This window comes from Streptococcus infantis (assembly GCF_047460875.1).
Taxonomy (GTDB): Bacteria; Bacillota; Bacilli; order Lactobacillales; family Streptococcaceae; genus Streptococcus; species Streptococcus infantis_AA.
The window spans coordinates 44,526-59,755 of the sequence record NZ_JASHFI010000007.1 but is presented as its reverse complement, the minus strand read 5'-3'; the positions used below and the strand labels follow the sequence as shown (position 1 = coordinate 59,755).

Annotated in this window: 15 protein-coding genes and 1 riboswitch; of the genes, 7 read left to right on the top strand and 8 right to left on the bottom strand. The window is 41.1% G+C overall.

Going from position 1 to position 15,230, the window contains the following annotated elements:
- Window positions 1-34: 34 nt before the first annotated feature.
- Genes QM887_RS05920 through QM887_RS05905 form a run of 4 tightly spaced genes read left to right on the top strand, consistent with a single transcriptional unit; the run spans window position 35 to window position 1,691 of the window.
- A complete protein-coding gene (locus QM887_RS05920) occupies window positions 35-229 on the top strand; it encodes a helix-turn-helix transcriptional regulator (RefSeq protein ID WP_006152985.1) in 195 nt (64 codons plus the stop codon).
- A gap of 15 nt (window positions 230-244) precedes the next feature.
- Window positions 245-787: a DUF3278 domain-containing protein gene (locus tag QM887_RS05915; protein WP_414270952.1), complete on the top strand. Its 543-nt coding sequence runs from the start codon at window positions 245-247 to the stop codon at window positions 785-787.
- A gap of 10 nt (window positions 788-797) precedes the next feature.
- Window positions 798-1,139, top strand: coding sequence for a hypothetical protein (locus tag QM887_RS05910; protein ID WP_414270951.1), 342 nt, complete (start codon window positions 798-800; stop codon window positions 1,137-1,139).
- A gap of 12 nt (window positions 1,140-1,151) precedes the next feature.
- A complete protein-coding gene (locus tag QM887_RS05905) occupies window positions 1,152-1,691 on the top strand; it encodes a DUF3278 domain-containing protein (protein ID WP_414270950.1) in 540 nt (179 codons plus the stop codon).
- Window positions 1,692-1,777: 86 nt separating this feature from the next.
- Here the strand turns inward: QM887_RS05905 and QM887_RS05900 are convergent, their stop codons facing one another.
- From QM887_RS05900 to zapA, 8 genes are all read right to left on the bottom strand, one after another.
- Window positions 1,778-2,674, bottom strand: a complete 897-nt coding sequence (locus QM887_RS05900; RefSeq protein WP_414270949.1) for a TDT family transporter — start codon at window positions 2,672-2,674, stop codon at window positions 1,778-1,780.
- Window positions 2,675-2,782: 108 nt separating this feature from the next.
- Window positions 2,783-3,847, bottom strand: coding sequence for an acyl-CoA dehydrogenase family protein (locus QM887_RS05895; protein ID WP_414270948.1), 1,065 nt, complete (start codon window positions 3,845-3,847; stop codon window positions 2,783-2,785).
- 14 nt (window positions 3,848-3,861) lie between these two features.
- Complete coding sequence (locus tag QM887_RS05890; protein ID WP_414270947.1) at window positions 3,862-4,410, bottom strand: carboxymuconolactone decarboxylase family protein; 549 nt, start codon at window positions 4,408-4,410, stop codon at window positions 3,862-3,864.
- A 225-nt stretch (window positions 4,411-4,635) separates the two neighbouring features.
- Window positions 4,636-5,814: a ryptide export MFS transporter gene (locus QM887_RS05885; protein ID WP_414270946.1), complete on the bottom strand. Its 1,179-nt coding sequence runs from the start codon at window positions 5,812-5,814 to the stop codon at window positions 4,636-4,638.
- A 393-nt stretch (window positions 5,815-6,207) separates the two neighbouring features.
- Window positions 6,208-7,530 (bottom strand): alanine/glycine:cation symporter family protein, encoded by a 1,323-nt coding sequence (locus QM887_RS05880; protein ID WP_414270945.1) that lies wholly within the window; start codon window positions 7,528-7,530, stop codon window positions 6,208-6,210.
- Window positions 7,531-7,620: 90 nt separating this feature from the next.
- Window positions 7,621-7,709: riboswitch (glycine riboswitch) on the bottom strand.
- Between the two features lie 145 nt (window positions 7,710-7,854).
- On the bottom strand, window positions 7,855-10,191 hold the full coding sequence (locus QM887_RS05875) for an endonuclease MutS2 (RefSeq protein WP_414270944.1): 2,337 nt from the start codon (window positions 10,189-10,191) through the stop codon (window positions 7,855-7,857).
- A 116-nt stretch (window positions 10,192-10,307) separates the two neighbouring features.
- The gene (locus QM887_RS05870; protein ID WP_414270943.1) at window positions 10,308-10,856 is read right to left on the bottom strand and encodes a CvpA family protein; all 549 of its coding nucleotides are present in this window, start codon (window positions 10,854-10,856) and stop codon (window positions 10,308-10,310) included.
- Window positions 10,853-11,155 (bottom strand): cell division protein ZapA, encoded by a 303-nt coding sequence (gene zapA / locus QM887_RS05865; protein ID WP_315638818.1) that lies wholly within the window; start codon window positions 11,153-11,155, stop codon window positions 10,853-10,855. The genes QM887_RS05870 and zapA overlap by 4 nt, the downstream gene beginning before the upstream one ends.
- An 87-nt stretch (window positions 11,156-11,242) precedes the next feature.
- Here zapA and rnhC point away from each other — a divergent pair, with 87 nt between their 5' ends.
- From rnhC to QM887_RS05850, 3 genes are all read left to right on the top strand, one after another.
- Window positions 11,243-12,124 (top strand): ribonuclease HIII, encoded by an 882-nt coding sequence (rnhC, locus tag QM887_RS05860; protein ID WP_414270942.1) that lies wholly within the window; start codon window positions 11,243-11,245, stop codon window positions 12,122-12,124.
- Window positions 12,125-12,127: 3 nt separating this feature from the next.
- Entirely contained in the window at window positions 12,128-12,742 is a 615-nt protein-coding gene (gene lepB / locus QM887_RS05855) for a signal peptidase I (RefSeq protein WP_414270941.1), read from the top strand.
- Between the two features lie 100 nt (window positions 12,743-12,842).
- Entirely contained in the window at window positions 12,843-15,209 is a 2,367-nt protein-coding gene (locus tag QM887_RS05850) for an ATP-dependent RecD-like DNA helicase (RefSeq protein WP_414270940.1), read from the top strand.
- Window positions 15,210-15,230 lie beyond the last annotated feature (21 nt).

The following is a 15,230-nucleotide window of genomic DNA, read 5'->3' as shown; positions in this document are numbered from 1 at the left end:
CAAATATATGTGACATAAATAAAAAGGAGGAAGCATGAATCGTGTAAAAGAATTTCGCAAGGAACTTGGCAAGTCCCAACTCGAACTTGCCAAGGATATCGGTGTCTCTAGGCAAACTATCAACATGATTGAAAACGACAAGTACAATCCCACCCTGGAACTTTGTCTCAATCTCGCCCGCAGCCTCCAAACTGACCTCAACAGTCTCTTTTGGGAGGATGATTTTTAAAAATGGAGAAGAAAAATGAAAAAAGAACCCCTCAATGAAAAACTGATCAAACGTATCTATGGCATTTCAGGCCCCCTTGATGAACACAAACGACGCGAGGCTGAGCACATTGGAAATAAAGTCTTTATGATTCTCTTTTACCTGATGACTTTAGGCAATCTTATTCCCTTTGTCCTTGCTTTTAGATATCCCCAAGTAGTCGCTTTTGGATATCCAATCATTATTTTTCTGATTTCCATGGTTTGTGCTTTCTATGTCACTAGTCAAACTAAAAAAACTGGTATTGCTGCTATCGATCCTGATATGTTGAGCCAGAAGGAAAAGAAACAGTTACGTAATCCTGGCCTTAAAGCTGGACTTTTCTATGGAGTCTTTATGTTCTTTGGTATACCACTTCTCCATATCCTAATGGATGATAGCAAAAGCTATCTTACCGCTCTTTTGAATACAAGAAGTATTTTGTCAACCATCGTTGCAGCCTTCTTTTTCGGATTAACAGTCCATATTGTCGTCACTCTTCGCATTCAAAAAGCCAAGGAAGATCAGGACGACGATTAGGAGGAAACTTATGAAATCACTAATAACTTTAATTCTCAGCCATATTTTGATCAGTATCTTTATGACAGTTTTCCTAGTTTATGGCCAAATTACGCGTCCTTTTCTGATTATCTTCCTCTTAGCCCTTCCTGTCTTGAACAAAGGACAAAGATTTCAGAAAATCAAATCAAAAAAAAGACGCCTCTTAAACGCATCTCTCTGCTTTATTCTCGTATCTCTCCCACAACTGATAACGAATTCTATGGATTGGAGATATCTACTATTTCTAACCATCTGTATTGTTTTTAGTCTAGTCTACTTCTATACTCTCTATCAACTCTTTAAAGAAGTTAATCAAAAACAATGTTATTAAGAGGTCCCTACCATGAAAAAAGAAGACTTAACAACTCGCTTACTTCGAAATTTCTTTCATATACAAGGGCCTTTTGACGAATGCCGTCAAGAGGTTATCTACAAGGCTTGCGCCCGTTCCATGGTCCAAATCTTTTACTCTTCCTTCTTTCTCTTCCTGTTCTATATTTTGTTCGGACGCTTTATAGAAATTGTTCGATCGCTTATGCCCTACATCTATTTTGGACTCATTCTGTTCATGAGTATAAAAGCTCAAAGAGCCGTACAAGAGCTTCGTCTTGAAAAGGATGACAAATCAGAAATCATCTACAAAACCTACAGCAAACGCCAAATAAAAGTTCGTAGTTGGTTGGTATTTATAAGTATTGAGATTGGCTTATTTGCTCTGTTGCTCTTTCATAAACTCTTCGTTCAGCAGATGCCCCTGTCAACTTTCTTGGAAAAAATCATCCAAACAGAGATAATGATCCCCTTACTGGTCTTTGGTCTTAGTATTGGAGCAATCTTTGGGACTATGGTCTACAGCTTTCTATCGTTGCACAAGGAGAAGTAAGAAACTGCTTGGATTGTTGGTTTTAAAATAGCTATCAGCCTAACAGAAAGAACACCCCCTAACACTTCTCAGTGCTAGGGGCTTTTTTAGTTCCTTAAATACCGCATATATTCTACTAATACATAGACAAGAATTGTTAAACAAATGATAATCTCTAACCAAACGAGAAGGTTTAGGACTGGAAACTGCAGGATGCCTTGGGCCATTTTCAATGAAGTTGCTGTGATGATAGTTGGGAAGGTTAGGGCTGAAAAAGCTGGTTGAAATCCCTGTTTTAAGATCCTTGGCAAACGACTGAGGACAAAGAAAAAGAAAGTCTGTGAGGCAAGGATCATGACTAGCAAAATCCAGCCATGAAGTCCTGAACCTCCGATCCGAACGAGTGCGGCCAACAGTAGAGAAAAGGGAGCACAATAGATTCCTTCTTGCCCCAGTAAAGCCCGTGGTAATGGATTACTCTTCAAATCTTGATATATCAGAGGGTAAAGACAAAGGGTTAAGATAAAACCAAAAATCCAAGCTCCATAGGCAATCTCTATAATCCCAACTACTGGATAAGTCAAGGCTGCTACTGCTATCCCTACATAAAGAACCGTCCAAGTCGGTGTTGCACTGGCCCTTAGTTTAACCAAAACATAGTTCTTTGTAAAGTATGAGATGAGATAAACATCCATGAGAAAGGCAAACCACCAGAGAGCTTGGGCTAGAATGCTCATTGTCACTGGCAGGGTTCGTAGCAGGTAGGTCGATAAAATCATCCCTGCCATAGGAAAAGTTGCCATTCCTGACAAAACAGGGGCTTTCTTTAATTCTTGCTTGCTCTCATGCCAGTTACTGAGGTGACTTACTAAAAAATAAAACCATAAAATCAAGCCTAACAAACTAAAGAAGCGAGAAAGAAATGGAAAGGTATCTAAGATAAGATTGCCTGCACCAGCTAATCCCAACAAACAACCTGAAAAGGCTAAGGGGAGTTTTTTCATACCAACCTCCGAAAATTACATTACTATCAGTATAGCATAAAAGCGCTTAAATGAAGTATTAAAAAACGAAGTTTAAAAAGATAAACCTCGTTTTTATTTTCTTTATTTTTAGTTTGTCGCTAGAATATGTCGCAATTGCACTGCACTAGGAGAAACAATTGGTAAAAAGGCACCTTCATTCCAACGACGTATGAAACCAGATGTCGATTTACTGAAGTATCCTCTACCGCCACCAGCTTGTAGTTCTAACAAGAGACTTTGGGCAACAACATCAACAATATCAATTCGTAACTGGAATAGCTCACGCGGATTTCTAACGAAATAGGACTCTTCAGATAGTCCTTGATAGAGAGAATGTCGAATATCATCTAACTGTTCGACCTGATGCTGCCATTCTTCCTTCAAGACACCTCGTTTCCCCAATTCTTTTTCGACTTCTGAGAGTGAACGTTCAGCCAAACCAAAGGCTAGGCCAAATTGGTAGCCTAAAAAGGCTGGACGGTTTTGCGCTAAAAATTGATGAGCATCCCTCGATAGAATCCACTCTTCCTTTAAAGATACCTTGTTAAAAGTCAGAGCTGCTGTATTCCCTCCTTGGAGAGAAACAAATTCCAAATCTTCGGAACGACTAAAGTTTTCTGCGTCCGATGGTACGGCTACTACGTAACTTTTGCTCGGGTCATCTGCAAATCCTGCTACAAAAATAGTAAGAAAGCGATCCCTACGTGCATTGGTTACCCAAGGAAGTCGTCCTTTTAGGTAATAATTCCCATTTTCTTCAAGGATTCGAACATTTAGTTCTTCTAAGTCAGATAGATACTTGACTGCATTAGATAAGGCCGTAGCGCCTGCATATTCTCCTGATAAGAGTTTTTCCAAGTAAACTTCTTTGAAATAAGCATTATCAGTATGTAGAATATTGTCTATTAAAGTTCGTTGCCCCCATGAGATAAAGGAGGCTGTTAAGGAATGTTGAGCGAGTTCAGCAAGGATATCGATAACATCTTGATCATTTCCACCTAGCCCTCCAAGAACTTTGGGAACCCCTACACGAAAGGCGCCTTCTGCAGCAATTTTCTCAATCAGTTCTTCTCCAGCTTGACATGATTTTTTGTCAATTTCATCAGCGTGCTGGTCTAACCAGCTTAAAAATTCTTCTGAAAAAAATCCCATACTTTGTCCTCCTCTTATGCATAGGGTTGCAACTCTGGATTAATTGGTGTATTAGCCAGGTTATTGGCATAGTTACAGAGGGTTGCCAAACTAACACCGAGAACAACATCCAAGGCATTTTCTTGCGTATAGCCAGCTTCAATAAATTCTCCAAGAGCTTCATCTCCTACGCGCCCTTTGGTATTGATGACTGCCAAGGTAAACTTAGCTAGGGTATCCAGCTTAGGATCGCTTTCGATTGGGGTACGATTGCGAAGGGCTTGTAGTAGGTCATCATTCATCTGGATTTGCTTGATAGAAAAGGCTGTGTGACCAGCGACGCAAAAGGCACAACCATTGGTTACAGCTGCCGTGATTTGCACCACTTCGCGCTCTACAGGTGTTAGACTATTGCGACGGTTAATAGCTCCAACAGTTCTGTAAGCTTCTAGGGCTGTTGGGGCATTGGCCAAAAGACCGATAAGATTTGGAATATAGCCATTGTTATCCTTTTGTACCGTTTCAAGAACTTCTTTAACTTCTGCTGGTGCTGATTCTACTGTGTGGATTGTAAATGTTGTCATAAGAGAACCTCTTTTCGTTTTATAATTGAATGATTTCTGCGAAAATCTTACGAAATCTCATCAGCCTATTGAACAAATCCTTGTCTTGATTGATGACTCATTAGCTTTTCGTTGACAATAAGTCTAACACAGAATCTATACCTTGCATAATATATATTTTAAATTGCATTGATAGAATTTCTTTATGAAAACAAAAAAATCACACCAGATGTGTGATCATAACTGTTAATTTATCTGATGCTTGTTTCTTAAAACTAAGATGGACTCTACTAGCAAGCAGAATATAGCCAGACCGAAACCAGTATATACACCAAAATATTCTGTGATGGAACTCATTAGAAAAACAGAGGCAGAAAAGGCCAAGGTAGAGACAACTTCAATAACGGAGTAAACATTTACAAGTTCCTTCTCATCAACCGATTCCTGTAATAATACACTCTCAGGGACTTCCTTGATTTGAGATAGAAAACCAATTACTAGAGATAGGAGTAAGAAAATAGGTGGATTTGGAAATAGCAATATCAAGAATGTTACTAGTGCTGTCGCTAACAAAGAAAAGATCATAGTCTGATATTTATGGGTAACAACTTTCTCGGCTAGACGGAAGACAATAGCTCCTCCCAAGATAATCCCCAAGGAATAAGCTGTATTGACATAACCCCAATAGCTTTCTGACCGATGTAAAATCTCAGTCACAAAAACAAGTAAAACAGAAGATACCCAGATAGCATTGGCTTGAATTTCTAAGAGATTAGCCTGGACAATAAAGCCTAATCTTGATTTTTTAACCACCAGTCTCCAACCTTTTGTGAGCGTCTCAAGACTTGTTTCAGAGGACAACTCTTCTTTTTCGACAAGTGGTAAACCGAACATCAAAATCGTAGAAATTGTAAACAAGGATAGCACAATGAGCAGGCTAGGCTTCATTCCCAGACTCGCAAATAAGAAGCCTCCTAAGCCCCAACCAACTAGCTGTACACTTTCTCCACTCATTGAGATGGCTGCATTTGCTTTAGCTAAATCTCTTGCATAGCGTGGAACAATCGCATAGGAAACTGGCGCTGCAAAACCATCCAAAATGGAGATAAAAGTGACAATAGCGTATAAAATAGGGATAGAGATATTTCCAGTGTACTTGAGTAGAAAAACCAAAATCGCTAGCAGAATTGTCTTACCAAATTGAGTCAAGAAAAGAACACGATTTAAAGCTAATCTCTTCGTTACTAATGGAACTAAGAAACTGGCTAAAAAGGAGGATAGACCAATCAGAATTGGCACTAGGGAGGTTGAAATGACCGAACCAGATAAGACAAACACATTTGCAATCACAACAACTCTAAAAAAGACATCTGCTAGATTCGCTATCCCTTGTGAAATCACTAATTTTTGAATATCTTTTGACATAAACACCTCCTGTTTATTTCTCTTTCGCATATAGATGAAACAAGACATATCAGACCAAAAACAGATTTATGTTGACTATTATACAATAAATAAAAGTGCAAATAAAGGGTATCATAAAAGATGTACTCTTGAATTTCATTCATCTTATGACATAATACTCTTCGAAAATCTCTTCAAACCGCGTCAACGTCGCCTTGCCGTATATATGTTACTGACTTCGTCAGTTCTATCCACAACCTCAAAGCAGTGCTTTGAGCAACCTGCGGCTAGTTTCCTAGTTTGCTCTTTGATTTTCATTGAGTATAAAATAAAAGACTAGCTCTAGAAGTGAAAAAACTAGCATCTCACAAACAGATGCTAGTCTTATCTATAAATGGTAATATCAATCTTACATTATTTATCAAAATACTTCTTAGTTTCAGCGATAACGACTGGAGACAAGGCTAAGAGGGAAATCAAGTTTGGCAGTGCCATGAGGGCATTGACAATATCCGCAATAATCCAGACCATATCCAACTCGATAAATCCACCCAGTAAGACCATGGCAACAAAGACCAGACGATAGAGCCAGATAAAGCGAACACCAAAGAGAAACTCAAAACAACGCTCTCCGTAATAGTTCCAACCCAAAATCGTAGTAAAGGCAAAAAGCACCAAGAAAACTGTTAAAAGAGCTGGACCAAAGAAAGAAAATACCGTAGAAAAAGCTGACTGAGTCAAAGCAACACCATTCAAATCACCGCTCCAAACACCAGTTACCAAGATGGTCAAGCCAGTCAGGGTACAGATGATTAGAGTATCAATAAAGGTCCCTGTCATGGAAATCAAACCTTGCTCCACCGGCTCATTTGTCTTAGCAGCCGCAGCCGCAATGGGAGCTGAACCCAAGCCAGACTCATTCGAGAAAACTCCACGCGCCACACCATTTTGAATAGCCATCCGAACACTAGCTCCTGCAAATCCTCCTAGTGCAGCAACTGGACTAAAAGCTGATGTAAAGACCAAGGCCAAAGTTGCAGGGATTTTCTCAATATTAACAAAAATAACTGTCAAGGTTCCCAAGATATAGACAATAGCCATAAAGGGAACAACTGTAGTTGACACCTTTGAAATGGACTTAAGTCCACCAAAGACTGTTATCCCTACGAAAATAGATAAAACAAGCGCAGTAATTGTCGGATCAATACTAGCCGTATTTTGAACGGATTCTGTAATGGAATTAACCTGGGTAAAAGTTCCAATCCCTAAAAGTGCAACCAATACTCCAGCTATAGCAAAGAAGATTGCAAGAGGGCGCCATTTTTCTCCCATCCCTAGAAGAATATAGTGCATCGGTCCTCCTGCGATAGCGCCATTTTCATCCTTACTCCGATATTTGATAGCCAGTAAGCCCTCTGCATACTTGGTCGCCATTCCAAAAAAAGCTGCTATCCACATCCAGAAAAGGGCACCAGGGCCTCCCACCTTGATGGCTGTTGCCACCCCGATGATATTTCCCGTACCAACAGTTGCTGCTAGGGCTGTACACAAGGCAGCAAAGCTCGAAACATCACCATGTCCCTTGTCTTTGGTAAAAATAAGCTGGAAGGCCTTAGGGAGACGCAAAATTTGTAAAAGTCCTAAACGAAGAGTCAAGTAAATCCCTGTACCAACCAATAAGATCAAAAGGGGTGGTCCCCATACCAGAGCATCCAGCTCTTTTAGCAAATTTAACATACCATTCTCCTATCTATTCAACCCCAAAAGAAAGAGCACATGTTAAAAACATGTACTCTGGAATGCATCGATAAATGCCAAAAAGCGCTCTATCATTGCTCTGTCCTTTTACCTGAGAGTTTGAGCAGTTGCCTGCCTTGCCCCTTCGGTGCCTTTACGGTCTCTCCAGAGTTCCGTCCATTTACAGTCATGAAAAATCAAACGATTTTCCACTTCTATTAAACTTCATTCGGTGTTGTATTTAATTTTTCTTATTTTACAAGAAAAAACAGAACTTGTCAATTGTTTTCAGAAAATTTTATTCAAATTCTCATTATTTTCGCTTTATCCCTTAAAGGTTACGATCGTTGCGCCACTTCCACCTGCATTTTGTGGTGCATAACCAAAGCTCTTGACTTGCTTGTTTCTTTGGAGATATTTGGTTACTCCTTCACGGATGACTCCTGTACCGATACCATGGATGATGTCCACTTGAGCCATGTTGTTGAGTAGAGCTTGGTCGATAAAGGCATCCAAGGCTTCCATAGCCTCCTCGTAGCGTTTGCCACGAAGGTCTAGTCGAGCTTGTGGACCTTTTCCTGCTGCACGTTTAACGACGTTAACTTGTTTCTTCTTGACTGGCGCTTCTTTCTGGGCTTGAACCAAGTCAAATTCTTTCTCTTCAAGCGTCATCTTAATCAAGCCGACTTGAGCTTCCCAACGGCCATCCTTGAGTTGATTGGTCAAGGTACCACGTTGACCATAGCTTAAAACGATAATATCATCTCCAACTTTTGGAGCTCGTTTCTTTTTAGCTTTTTGGAGGACCTTGTTTTTAGAAAGGTCAACTTTTTCAGGGGCTAATTTTTTGAGCTTAGCTTTGGCTTCGATAATCTCGTGCGGTTTCAGTTGAGATTTACTGTGAAGATTTTTTAAAATATCGTCACTTTCAGCCAGAGCCAAGTCAACAATCTCAGCAGCTTGTTCACGCGCCTTATTGAGTTCAGTTTCCTTTTCACGATTGAGCTCGTTATAAAGTTTTTTAAGGGCACGATTCATCTTGAGGTTTTCTTGCTCGACTTGACGAATATTCTCAAGACGTTTCCGGCTTTCAAGTGTCTGCTCTTCTAATTGCTCAATAATACGATTGACATCATTGTCTTGATTAATCTGCTTGCTAGCGTCACCTACGATGACATCTGACAAGCCGAGACGTTTAGCAATCTCAAAGGCATTGCTTCGTCCTGGAACTCCCTGCATAAAGCGATAGGTTGGGCGCAGGCTAGCTGTATCAAATTCCATGCTAGCATTCTGAACATAGGCCGTTTCAATACCATAAGCTTTTAGTTCAGGATAGTGAGTGGTTGCCATGGTCTTAACTTGCCGCAAACGCAAGTCTTCTAGGATTGACATGGCAAGGGCTGCACCTTCTTGGGGATCTGTTCCTGCTCCAAGCTCATCAAGTAGCAAGAGCGAGTTTTGATTGACCTTACCAAGAATATCTACGATATTAGTCATGTGACTAGAGAAGGTTGACAGACTTTGCTCAATGGATTGTTCGTCTCCGATATCTGCAAAAATCTCCTCGAAAATCCCTACTCGACTGCCCTTATCGGCTAGAATCGGCAGACCAGACTGGGCCATCAATTGCGTCAAACCTAAAGTCTTCAGCATGATGGTCTTACCACCAGTATTGGGACCAGTGATGACGATAGCTGTTAATTCTTTGCCGAAGTGCACATCATTTGCGATAGCATTCTTCACCAAGGGATGACGAACGTGAAGAAGTTGAATCTCCTGTCCCTCAGATACTTGAGGTACTACTGCCTCCGTATCTTGGATAAAGCGGACCTTAGCACGAATGAGGTCCAAATGTCCAATAATCCAAGCATCATTGGCGATTTCAGCTGCATGAGGTCTTACTCTTTCAGAGAGTTCTTGGAGGATGCGCATCATCTCATAGCGTTCATCTGCACGAAGACTTGCGATTTCTTCACTTAGCTTGACTACTTCACGCGGTTCGATATAGACAGTATTACCACTAGCAGAGATATCATGAACGACCCCAGCAATCTTGTTACGATAGGTATTTTTTACAGGAAGAACTTGGCGACCATTTCTACTTGCGATGATACCTTCAGTCAACATCTGAGCCTTTTGCTTGAGAAGGTCTTGCAAGACATCTCTGACTTGACTTTCACTATCATGGATTTTTCGACGGATTCGTGCCAAGTCCTCACTAGCAAAGTTCTCAATAAATCCAGCTTCGTTGATGGCTTGTAAATTTCCCTGTAAATGTGGAAAATCATGAAGTTTCTCAAACCAACTTGCCAGGTGATCCAAACGTACATTTTCAAGATTGTCATAGAAATTCTTCAGCTCACGACTGGCAAATATGACACGCTTGAGAAGGAGAAATTCCTCGATGTTGAGGTCAGCACCCATCTCCAAACGTTTGCTAGTTGCAACAATGTCTTTTGTTCCCGACATGCTGAAATGAGGATGTTCGACAAAGAGTTCTTGCATTTCCTTCATCTCTGCAAAAGCTTGCTTAATCTTGTCTCCTTTATCAGTCGGAGCAAGTTCTTTCAACTGCACTAGTCCTTGCTCGGTCAAAAGATGAGGCTCGAATAAAGCCTTGACCTTATTAAATTCTAATGTTTCTAGTATTTTTTTATTCATTTTCTTTTCCTTAGTTATAAGCCTAGGAACCCTGTACTCGAGTTCTCAAGCTTTCTTAAAAGTCTCCTTAACTTTTGGAATTGTAAACAAAAGGCTAGGAATAATTCCCGCCCTTTTTATCCGATTAGTTTGGTTACCCAGAGTTGTTTAATCAAGTCGGTAGTCACTGGAATACTTTGAATCATATGTTTGGCTACTAGACTATTTTCAAGTGAATTTTGAACGATTGCTAGGGGCACAGTCGCAAGGATGGTCAGCATCATCTGAAGGACAAATAAGGTCACTCCAACTGATAAGACTCCTGCACCGATGCGAAAATATTTGCCACCTAACTTTTTGGTTGGTACTAGGTTAAAAAAGAGTCCAATCAAACGACCGATGCAGTAAAATACGGTAAAAGCTAAGAGATAGCCAATACCTGCGTAAAAGACCTTGTCCAGTTGAAAAATTTGATCCGACGGGAAAAAGAAAGTCCCCTGCCCTTCCTGAGGATTGGCATACGGAATCAACAAGTGAAATTTTTCTCCCAATGACTGATAAAAATTCCCTGCAAAATAAGCTGAGACGATTGTAGCTAGGAGATAATAGACTTGTAGGACCAAGCCTCTGCGATAGCCGATATAAAAACTCCAAGCCAGAACCAATAAAAGAAAGATGGAAATCATAGGGAGTCCTCAATCTTGCTCTGCTTTTGTTTGGTCCCTACAACTTGATGACGGAGGGCGTCTAATTTTTGTTCCTTATCTTCAAATTCAATCTCACGGCTGAGTTGGGTTGACAAGCTATTGACTGCTAATAAAATAGCGATTGTCTCATCATCCGCTCCAGGCATTTGCTCTTTGATTGCTTCATATTTTTCTGTTGCGACCTTGGCAATTTCCTCCATAAAGAGGTTATCATGCTCAGTTGTAAGGGTCAATGTTTTTTTTCCGAATGTAAACTTGTATCGATTTAAATTTGCCATAAAAATTCACCTCACGATATTATACCAAATTTCACTAAGTTTGTCAGTTTTTACCAATTCTACGGCTTTTATGGTACAATAAGAACTATGGCAAGTATTACATTAACCCCGAGTGAAAAGGAAATCCAAGCCTTTGTTCAGAAATATGAACAAGCACTGACTCCTAGTAAAAATCCTTATATTCGCTACTTTTTCAAGCTTCCACAGGCAAGTGTTTCCATCTATACTTCTGGAAAAGTCCTCTTGCAAGGAGAAGCTGCTGAACGTTACGCCAGCTTTTTTGGTTATCAGGTCAGCCCAGTAGCTAGTGGACAAAACTTTCCGATGATTGGAACTGACGAAGTAGGAAATGGTTCCTACTTTGGTGCTCTGGCTGTAGTAGCATCCTTTGTTACGCCTGACCAGCATGACTTTCTGCGAAAACTAGGTGTTGGGGACTCTAAGACTCTGACAGACCAAAAGATTCGTCAGCTTGCCCCTCTCCTTAAAGAGAGAATCCAGCACCAAGCGCTTCTTCTTTCTCCAAGTAAGTATAATGAAGTCATTGGGGAGCGCTACAATGCCGTTTCCGTAAAGGTAGCTCTGCATAATCAAGCGATTTTTCTCCTCCTCCAAAAGGGAGTCCAGCCAGAAAAGATTGTGATCGATGCTTTTACTAGTGCTCAAAACTATGAGAAGTACTTAAAAAATGAAGCCAATCATTTTTCTAATCCAGTTAGTCTGGAGGAAAAAGCAGAAGACAAATACTTAGCAGTCGCAGTAAGCTCTATCATTGCGCGTGATCTCTTTCTGGAAAATTTAGAAAATCTGGGGAGAGAACTTGGTTATCAACTTCCAAGTGGGGCTGGGACAGCTTCTGACAAGGTAGCTAGCCAAATACTTCGTGCTTATGGTATACAGGGGCTCAACTTCTGCGCCAAGCTACACTTTAAAAATACTGAAAAAGCCAAAAAACTGCTAGAAAGGTAAATTATGAAATATTTTAAATCGTTTTTAAAAGAGTGGGGGAGTTTTATCCTCATTATCACTCTTATCGCCCTTAGTCGTCTCTTTCTCTGGAGGAATGTCAGTGTAGAAGGACATTCTATGGATCCTACCTTGGCTGATGGAGAAGTCCTTTTCGTTGTTAAACATCTTCCTATTGATCGCTTTGATATCGTGGTTGCCCATGAGGAGGATGGAAACAAGGATATCGTTAAGAGGGTCATCGGTATGCCAGGAGATACTATCCGTTACGAAAGCGACAAGCTCTATATCAATGACCAAGAAACTGACGAGCCTTATCTAGCGGACTACCTCAAGCGCTTCAAGGAAGATAAACTCCAAAGCACCTATACTGGAACTGGTTGGGACGGCAAAAAGGGTGAATACTTTAGAACCATTGCTCAAAAGGCTCAGGCCTTTACCCTAGATGTTAATTACAACACTAGCTTTACCTTCACTGTACCAGAGGGTGAATACCTCCTACTGGGTGATGACCGTCTGGTATCTAGCGACAGTCGACATGTTGGTACCTTTAAGGCAAAAGATATCACTGGTGAAGCCAAATTCCGCTTCTGGCCACTCAAGCGTATCGGAACATTTTAAAAACTAGGAAGAGGCCGAGAATTATCCATCTCAGCCTCTTCTCATTCTATTTTGACTAAATCTGGGATAAATTTTCTCAGATACTATTGTAAGGAATTTTATGGAAGTTTATTTTTCAGGCACCATTGAGCGCATTATCTTTGAAAATGTCAGCAATTTTTTCCGTATTTTGCTCCTAGATATTGATGATACCAATGCTGAAGACTTTGATGATTATGAAATCATCGTCACAGGTACCATGGCAGATATCATCGAAGGAGAGGAATACACCTTTTGGGGACAAATCGTCCAACACTCCAAGTATGGGGAACAGTTACAAATGACTCGCTATGAGAGAGCCAAGCCGACTAGTAAGGGCTTGGTCAAGTATTTTTCCAGCAGTCATTTTAAGGGAATTGGACTCAAAACAGCTCAGAAAATCGTGGATATTTACGGCGAAAACACTATTGACAAAATTTTAGAAAATCCAGACAAGCTCCAGTCTATCTCTGGACTCTCTACTAAAAATCGTGAAGCCTTCGTCTCAACTCTTCGTCTTAATTACGGAACAGAGATGGTCTTAGCCAAACTGGCTAATTACGGCATCCCAAATAAACTAGCCTTTCAGATCCAAGACTTTTACAAGGAAGAAACCCTAGAGATTGTCGAGAATTATCCCTATCAACTGGTCGAGGATATCAAGGGCTTGGGATTTACCATTGCTGACCAACTGGCCCAAGAATTGGGGATTGAGAGTCAAGCTCCCGAACGCTTCCGTGCAGGTCTCGTCCACAGTCTCTTTCAAGGTTGCATGGAAACGGGAGATACCTATATGGAAGCTAGAGACTTGTTGGAGCAAACCCTCAACCTTCTTGAATCCTCCCGTCCAGTCGAACTAGAGCCGAGTCAAGTTGCCCAAGAACTTGCTTATCTGATTGAAGAAGATAAAGTCCAGCAGATTGATACCAAAATCTTTGATAATAGCCTCTTTTTTGCAGAAGAAGGGATTCGCAGTCATCTCATCAGAATCCTAGAAAAAGGTCAAAGTAAAAAACAGGATCTAGAGACTATTCAAGGCCATATCACAACTGTTGAGGAAGAACTGGGAATTGAGTATGATAGTATTCAAAAACAGGCCATCTGCGATGCTATCCAAAACAAGGTCTTTATCCTTACAGGTGGACCTGGTACAGGTAAGACTACTGTTATCAACGGCATTATCGCTGTCTATGCTCTCTTAGAAGGACTGGATCTCAAAAAAAAGAGCAATCTGCCCATTCTCCTAGCCGCTCCAACTGGTCGCGCAGCCCGTCGCATGAATGAGTTGACAGGACTACCAAGCGCTACCATTCACCGCCACCTGGGCATGACTGGAGACGATGACACCAGCCATCTAGAAGATTATCTGGATGCTGACTTTATCATCGTGGATGAATTCTCCATGGTAGATACTTGGCTGGCCAACCAGCTCTTCTCCAACATCTCCTCTAACAGTAAAATCCTTATCGTGGGTGATAGCGATCAGCTGCCTTCTGTCAATCCTGGTCAAGTCCTAGCAGATTTACTCCAAATATCAAGTATCCCTCAAACACGCTTGGAAAGAATCTACCGTCAGAGCGAAGAATCAACCATCGTCACGCTTGCTAGTCAGATTCGCCAGGGAATATTACCTGCAGATTTTACCCAGAAAAAAGCAGACCGCTCCTACTTTGAAATCGCTAGTAACCATATCCCTGCTAGCATTGAAAAAATCCTAGATGCTGCCCTCAGAAGTGGCATCCCTGCTCGTGACATTCAGATTCTTGCCCCGATGTACCGTGGAACTGCAGGTATTGATGCCATTAACCAGCTCATGCAAGACCTTCTAAATCCTCCACAAAAAGACCAGCTTAGCTTTGAAGCTCCTCAGTGCCACTATCGAACAGGAGATAAGGTCATTCACCTAGTCAACGATGCAGAGGTCAATGTCTTTAACGGAGACTTAGGCTATATCACAGACTTGATTCCAGGAAAATACACCGAATCCAAGCAAGATGAAATTGTCATCGACTTTGATGGTAACGAGGTTTCCTATCCTCGAAATGAATGGTACAAGATTCGCTTAGCCTATGCCATGAGTATCCATAAGTCTCAGGGGAGCGAGTTTCCAGTTGTGATTCTTCCGATTACTAGTGCTAGCAAACGAATGCTGGAGCGCAATCTCATCTACACTGCTATCACTCGTGCCAAAAGTAAACTGATCCTACTAGGTGAATTACAGGCCTTTGACTATGCAACTCAACATATCGGAACAGCTCGTAAGACCTATCTAATTGAACGTTTCGCTGACTTAATGGAGAATGCAGAGGAAACAAACCAACTTGCAACCGATACTGCCATCTCAACAGACACTGAACAATCCTACATCCTAACCGAGGACAACTGGTCTAGTATCCCAGCCATGATTGGGATTAGCCAAGAAGACCTGCAGGAGTTTTTCGGAAAATAAAGCATAAGAAAACCCACCGAT

Coding starts and splice junctions, on each gene's coding strand:
- QM887_RS05920 (WP_006152985.1), top strand. CDS start 35: ATGAATCGTGTAAAAGAATTTCGCAAGGAACTTGGCAAGTCCCAACTC.
- QM887_RS05915 (WP_414270952.1), top strand. CDS start 245: ATGAAAAAAGAACCCCTCAATGAAAAACTGATCAAACGTATCTATGGC.
- QM887_RS05910 (WP_414270951.1), top strand. CDS start 798: ATGAAATCACTAATAACTTTAATTCTCAGCCATATTTTGATCAGTATC.
- QM887_RS05905 (WP_414270950.1), top strand. CDS start 1,152: ATGAAAAAAGAAGACTTAACAACTCGCTTACTTCGAAATTTCTTTCAT.
- QM887_RS05900 (WP_414270949.1), bottom strand. CDS start 2,674: ATGAAAAAACTCCCCTTAGCCTTTTCAGGTTGTTTGTTGGGATTAGCT.
- QM887_RS05895 (WP_414270948.1), bottom strand. CDS start 3,847: ATGGGATTTTTTTCAGAAGAATTTTTAAGCTGGTTAGACCAGCACGCT.
- QM887_RS05890 (WP_414270947.1), bottom strand. CDS start 4,410: ATGACAACATTTACAATCCACACAGTAGAATCAGCACCAGCAGAAGTT.
- QM887_RS05885 (WP_414270946.1), bottom strand. CDS start 5,814: ATGTCAAAAGATATTCAAAAATTAGTGATTTCACAAGGGATAGCGAAT.
- QM887_RS05880 (WP_414270945.1), bottom strand. CDS start 7,530: ATGTTAAATTTGCTAAAAGAGCTGGATGCTCTGGTATGGGGACCACCC.
- QM887_RS05875 (WP_414270944.1), bottom strand. CDS start 10,191: ATGAATAAAAAAATACTAGAAACATTAGAATTTAATAAGGTCAAGGCT.
- QM887_RS05870 (WP_414270943.1), bottom strand. CDS start 10,856: ATGATTTCCATCTTTCTTTTATTGGTTCTGGCTTGGAGTTTTTATATC.
- zapA (WP_315638818.1), bottom strand. CDS start 11,155: ATGGCAAATTTAAATCGATACAAGTTTACATTCGGAAAAAAAACATTG.
- rnhC (WP_414270942.1), top strand. CDS start 11,243: ATGGCAAGTATTACATTAACCCCGAGTGAAAAGGAAATCCAAGCCTTT.
- lepB (WP_414270941.1), top strand. CDS start 12,128: ATGAAATATTTTAAATCGTTTTTAAAAGAGTGGGGGAGTTTTATCCTC.
- QM887_RS05850 (WP_414270940.1), top strand. CDS start 12,843: ATGGAAGTTTATTTTTCAGGCACCATTGAGCGCATTATCTTTGAAAAT.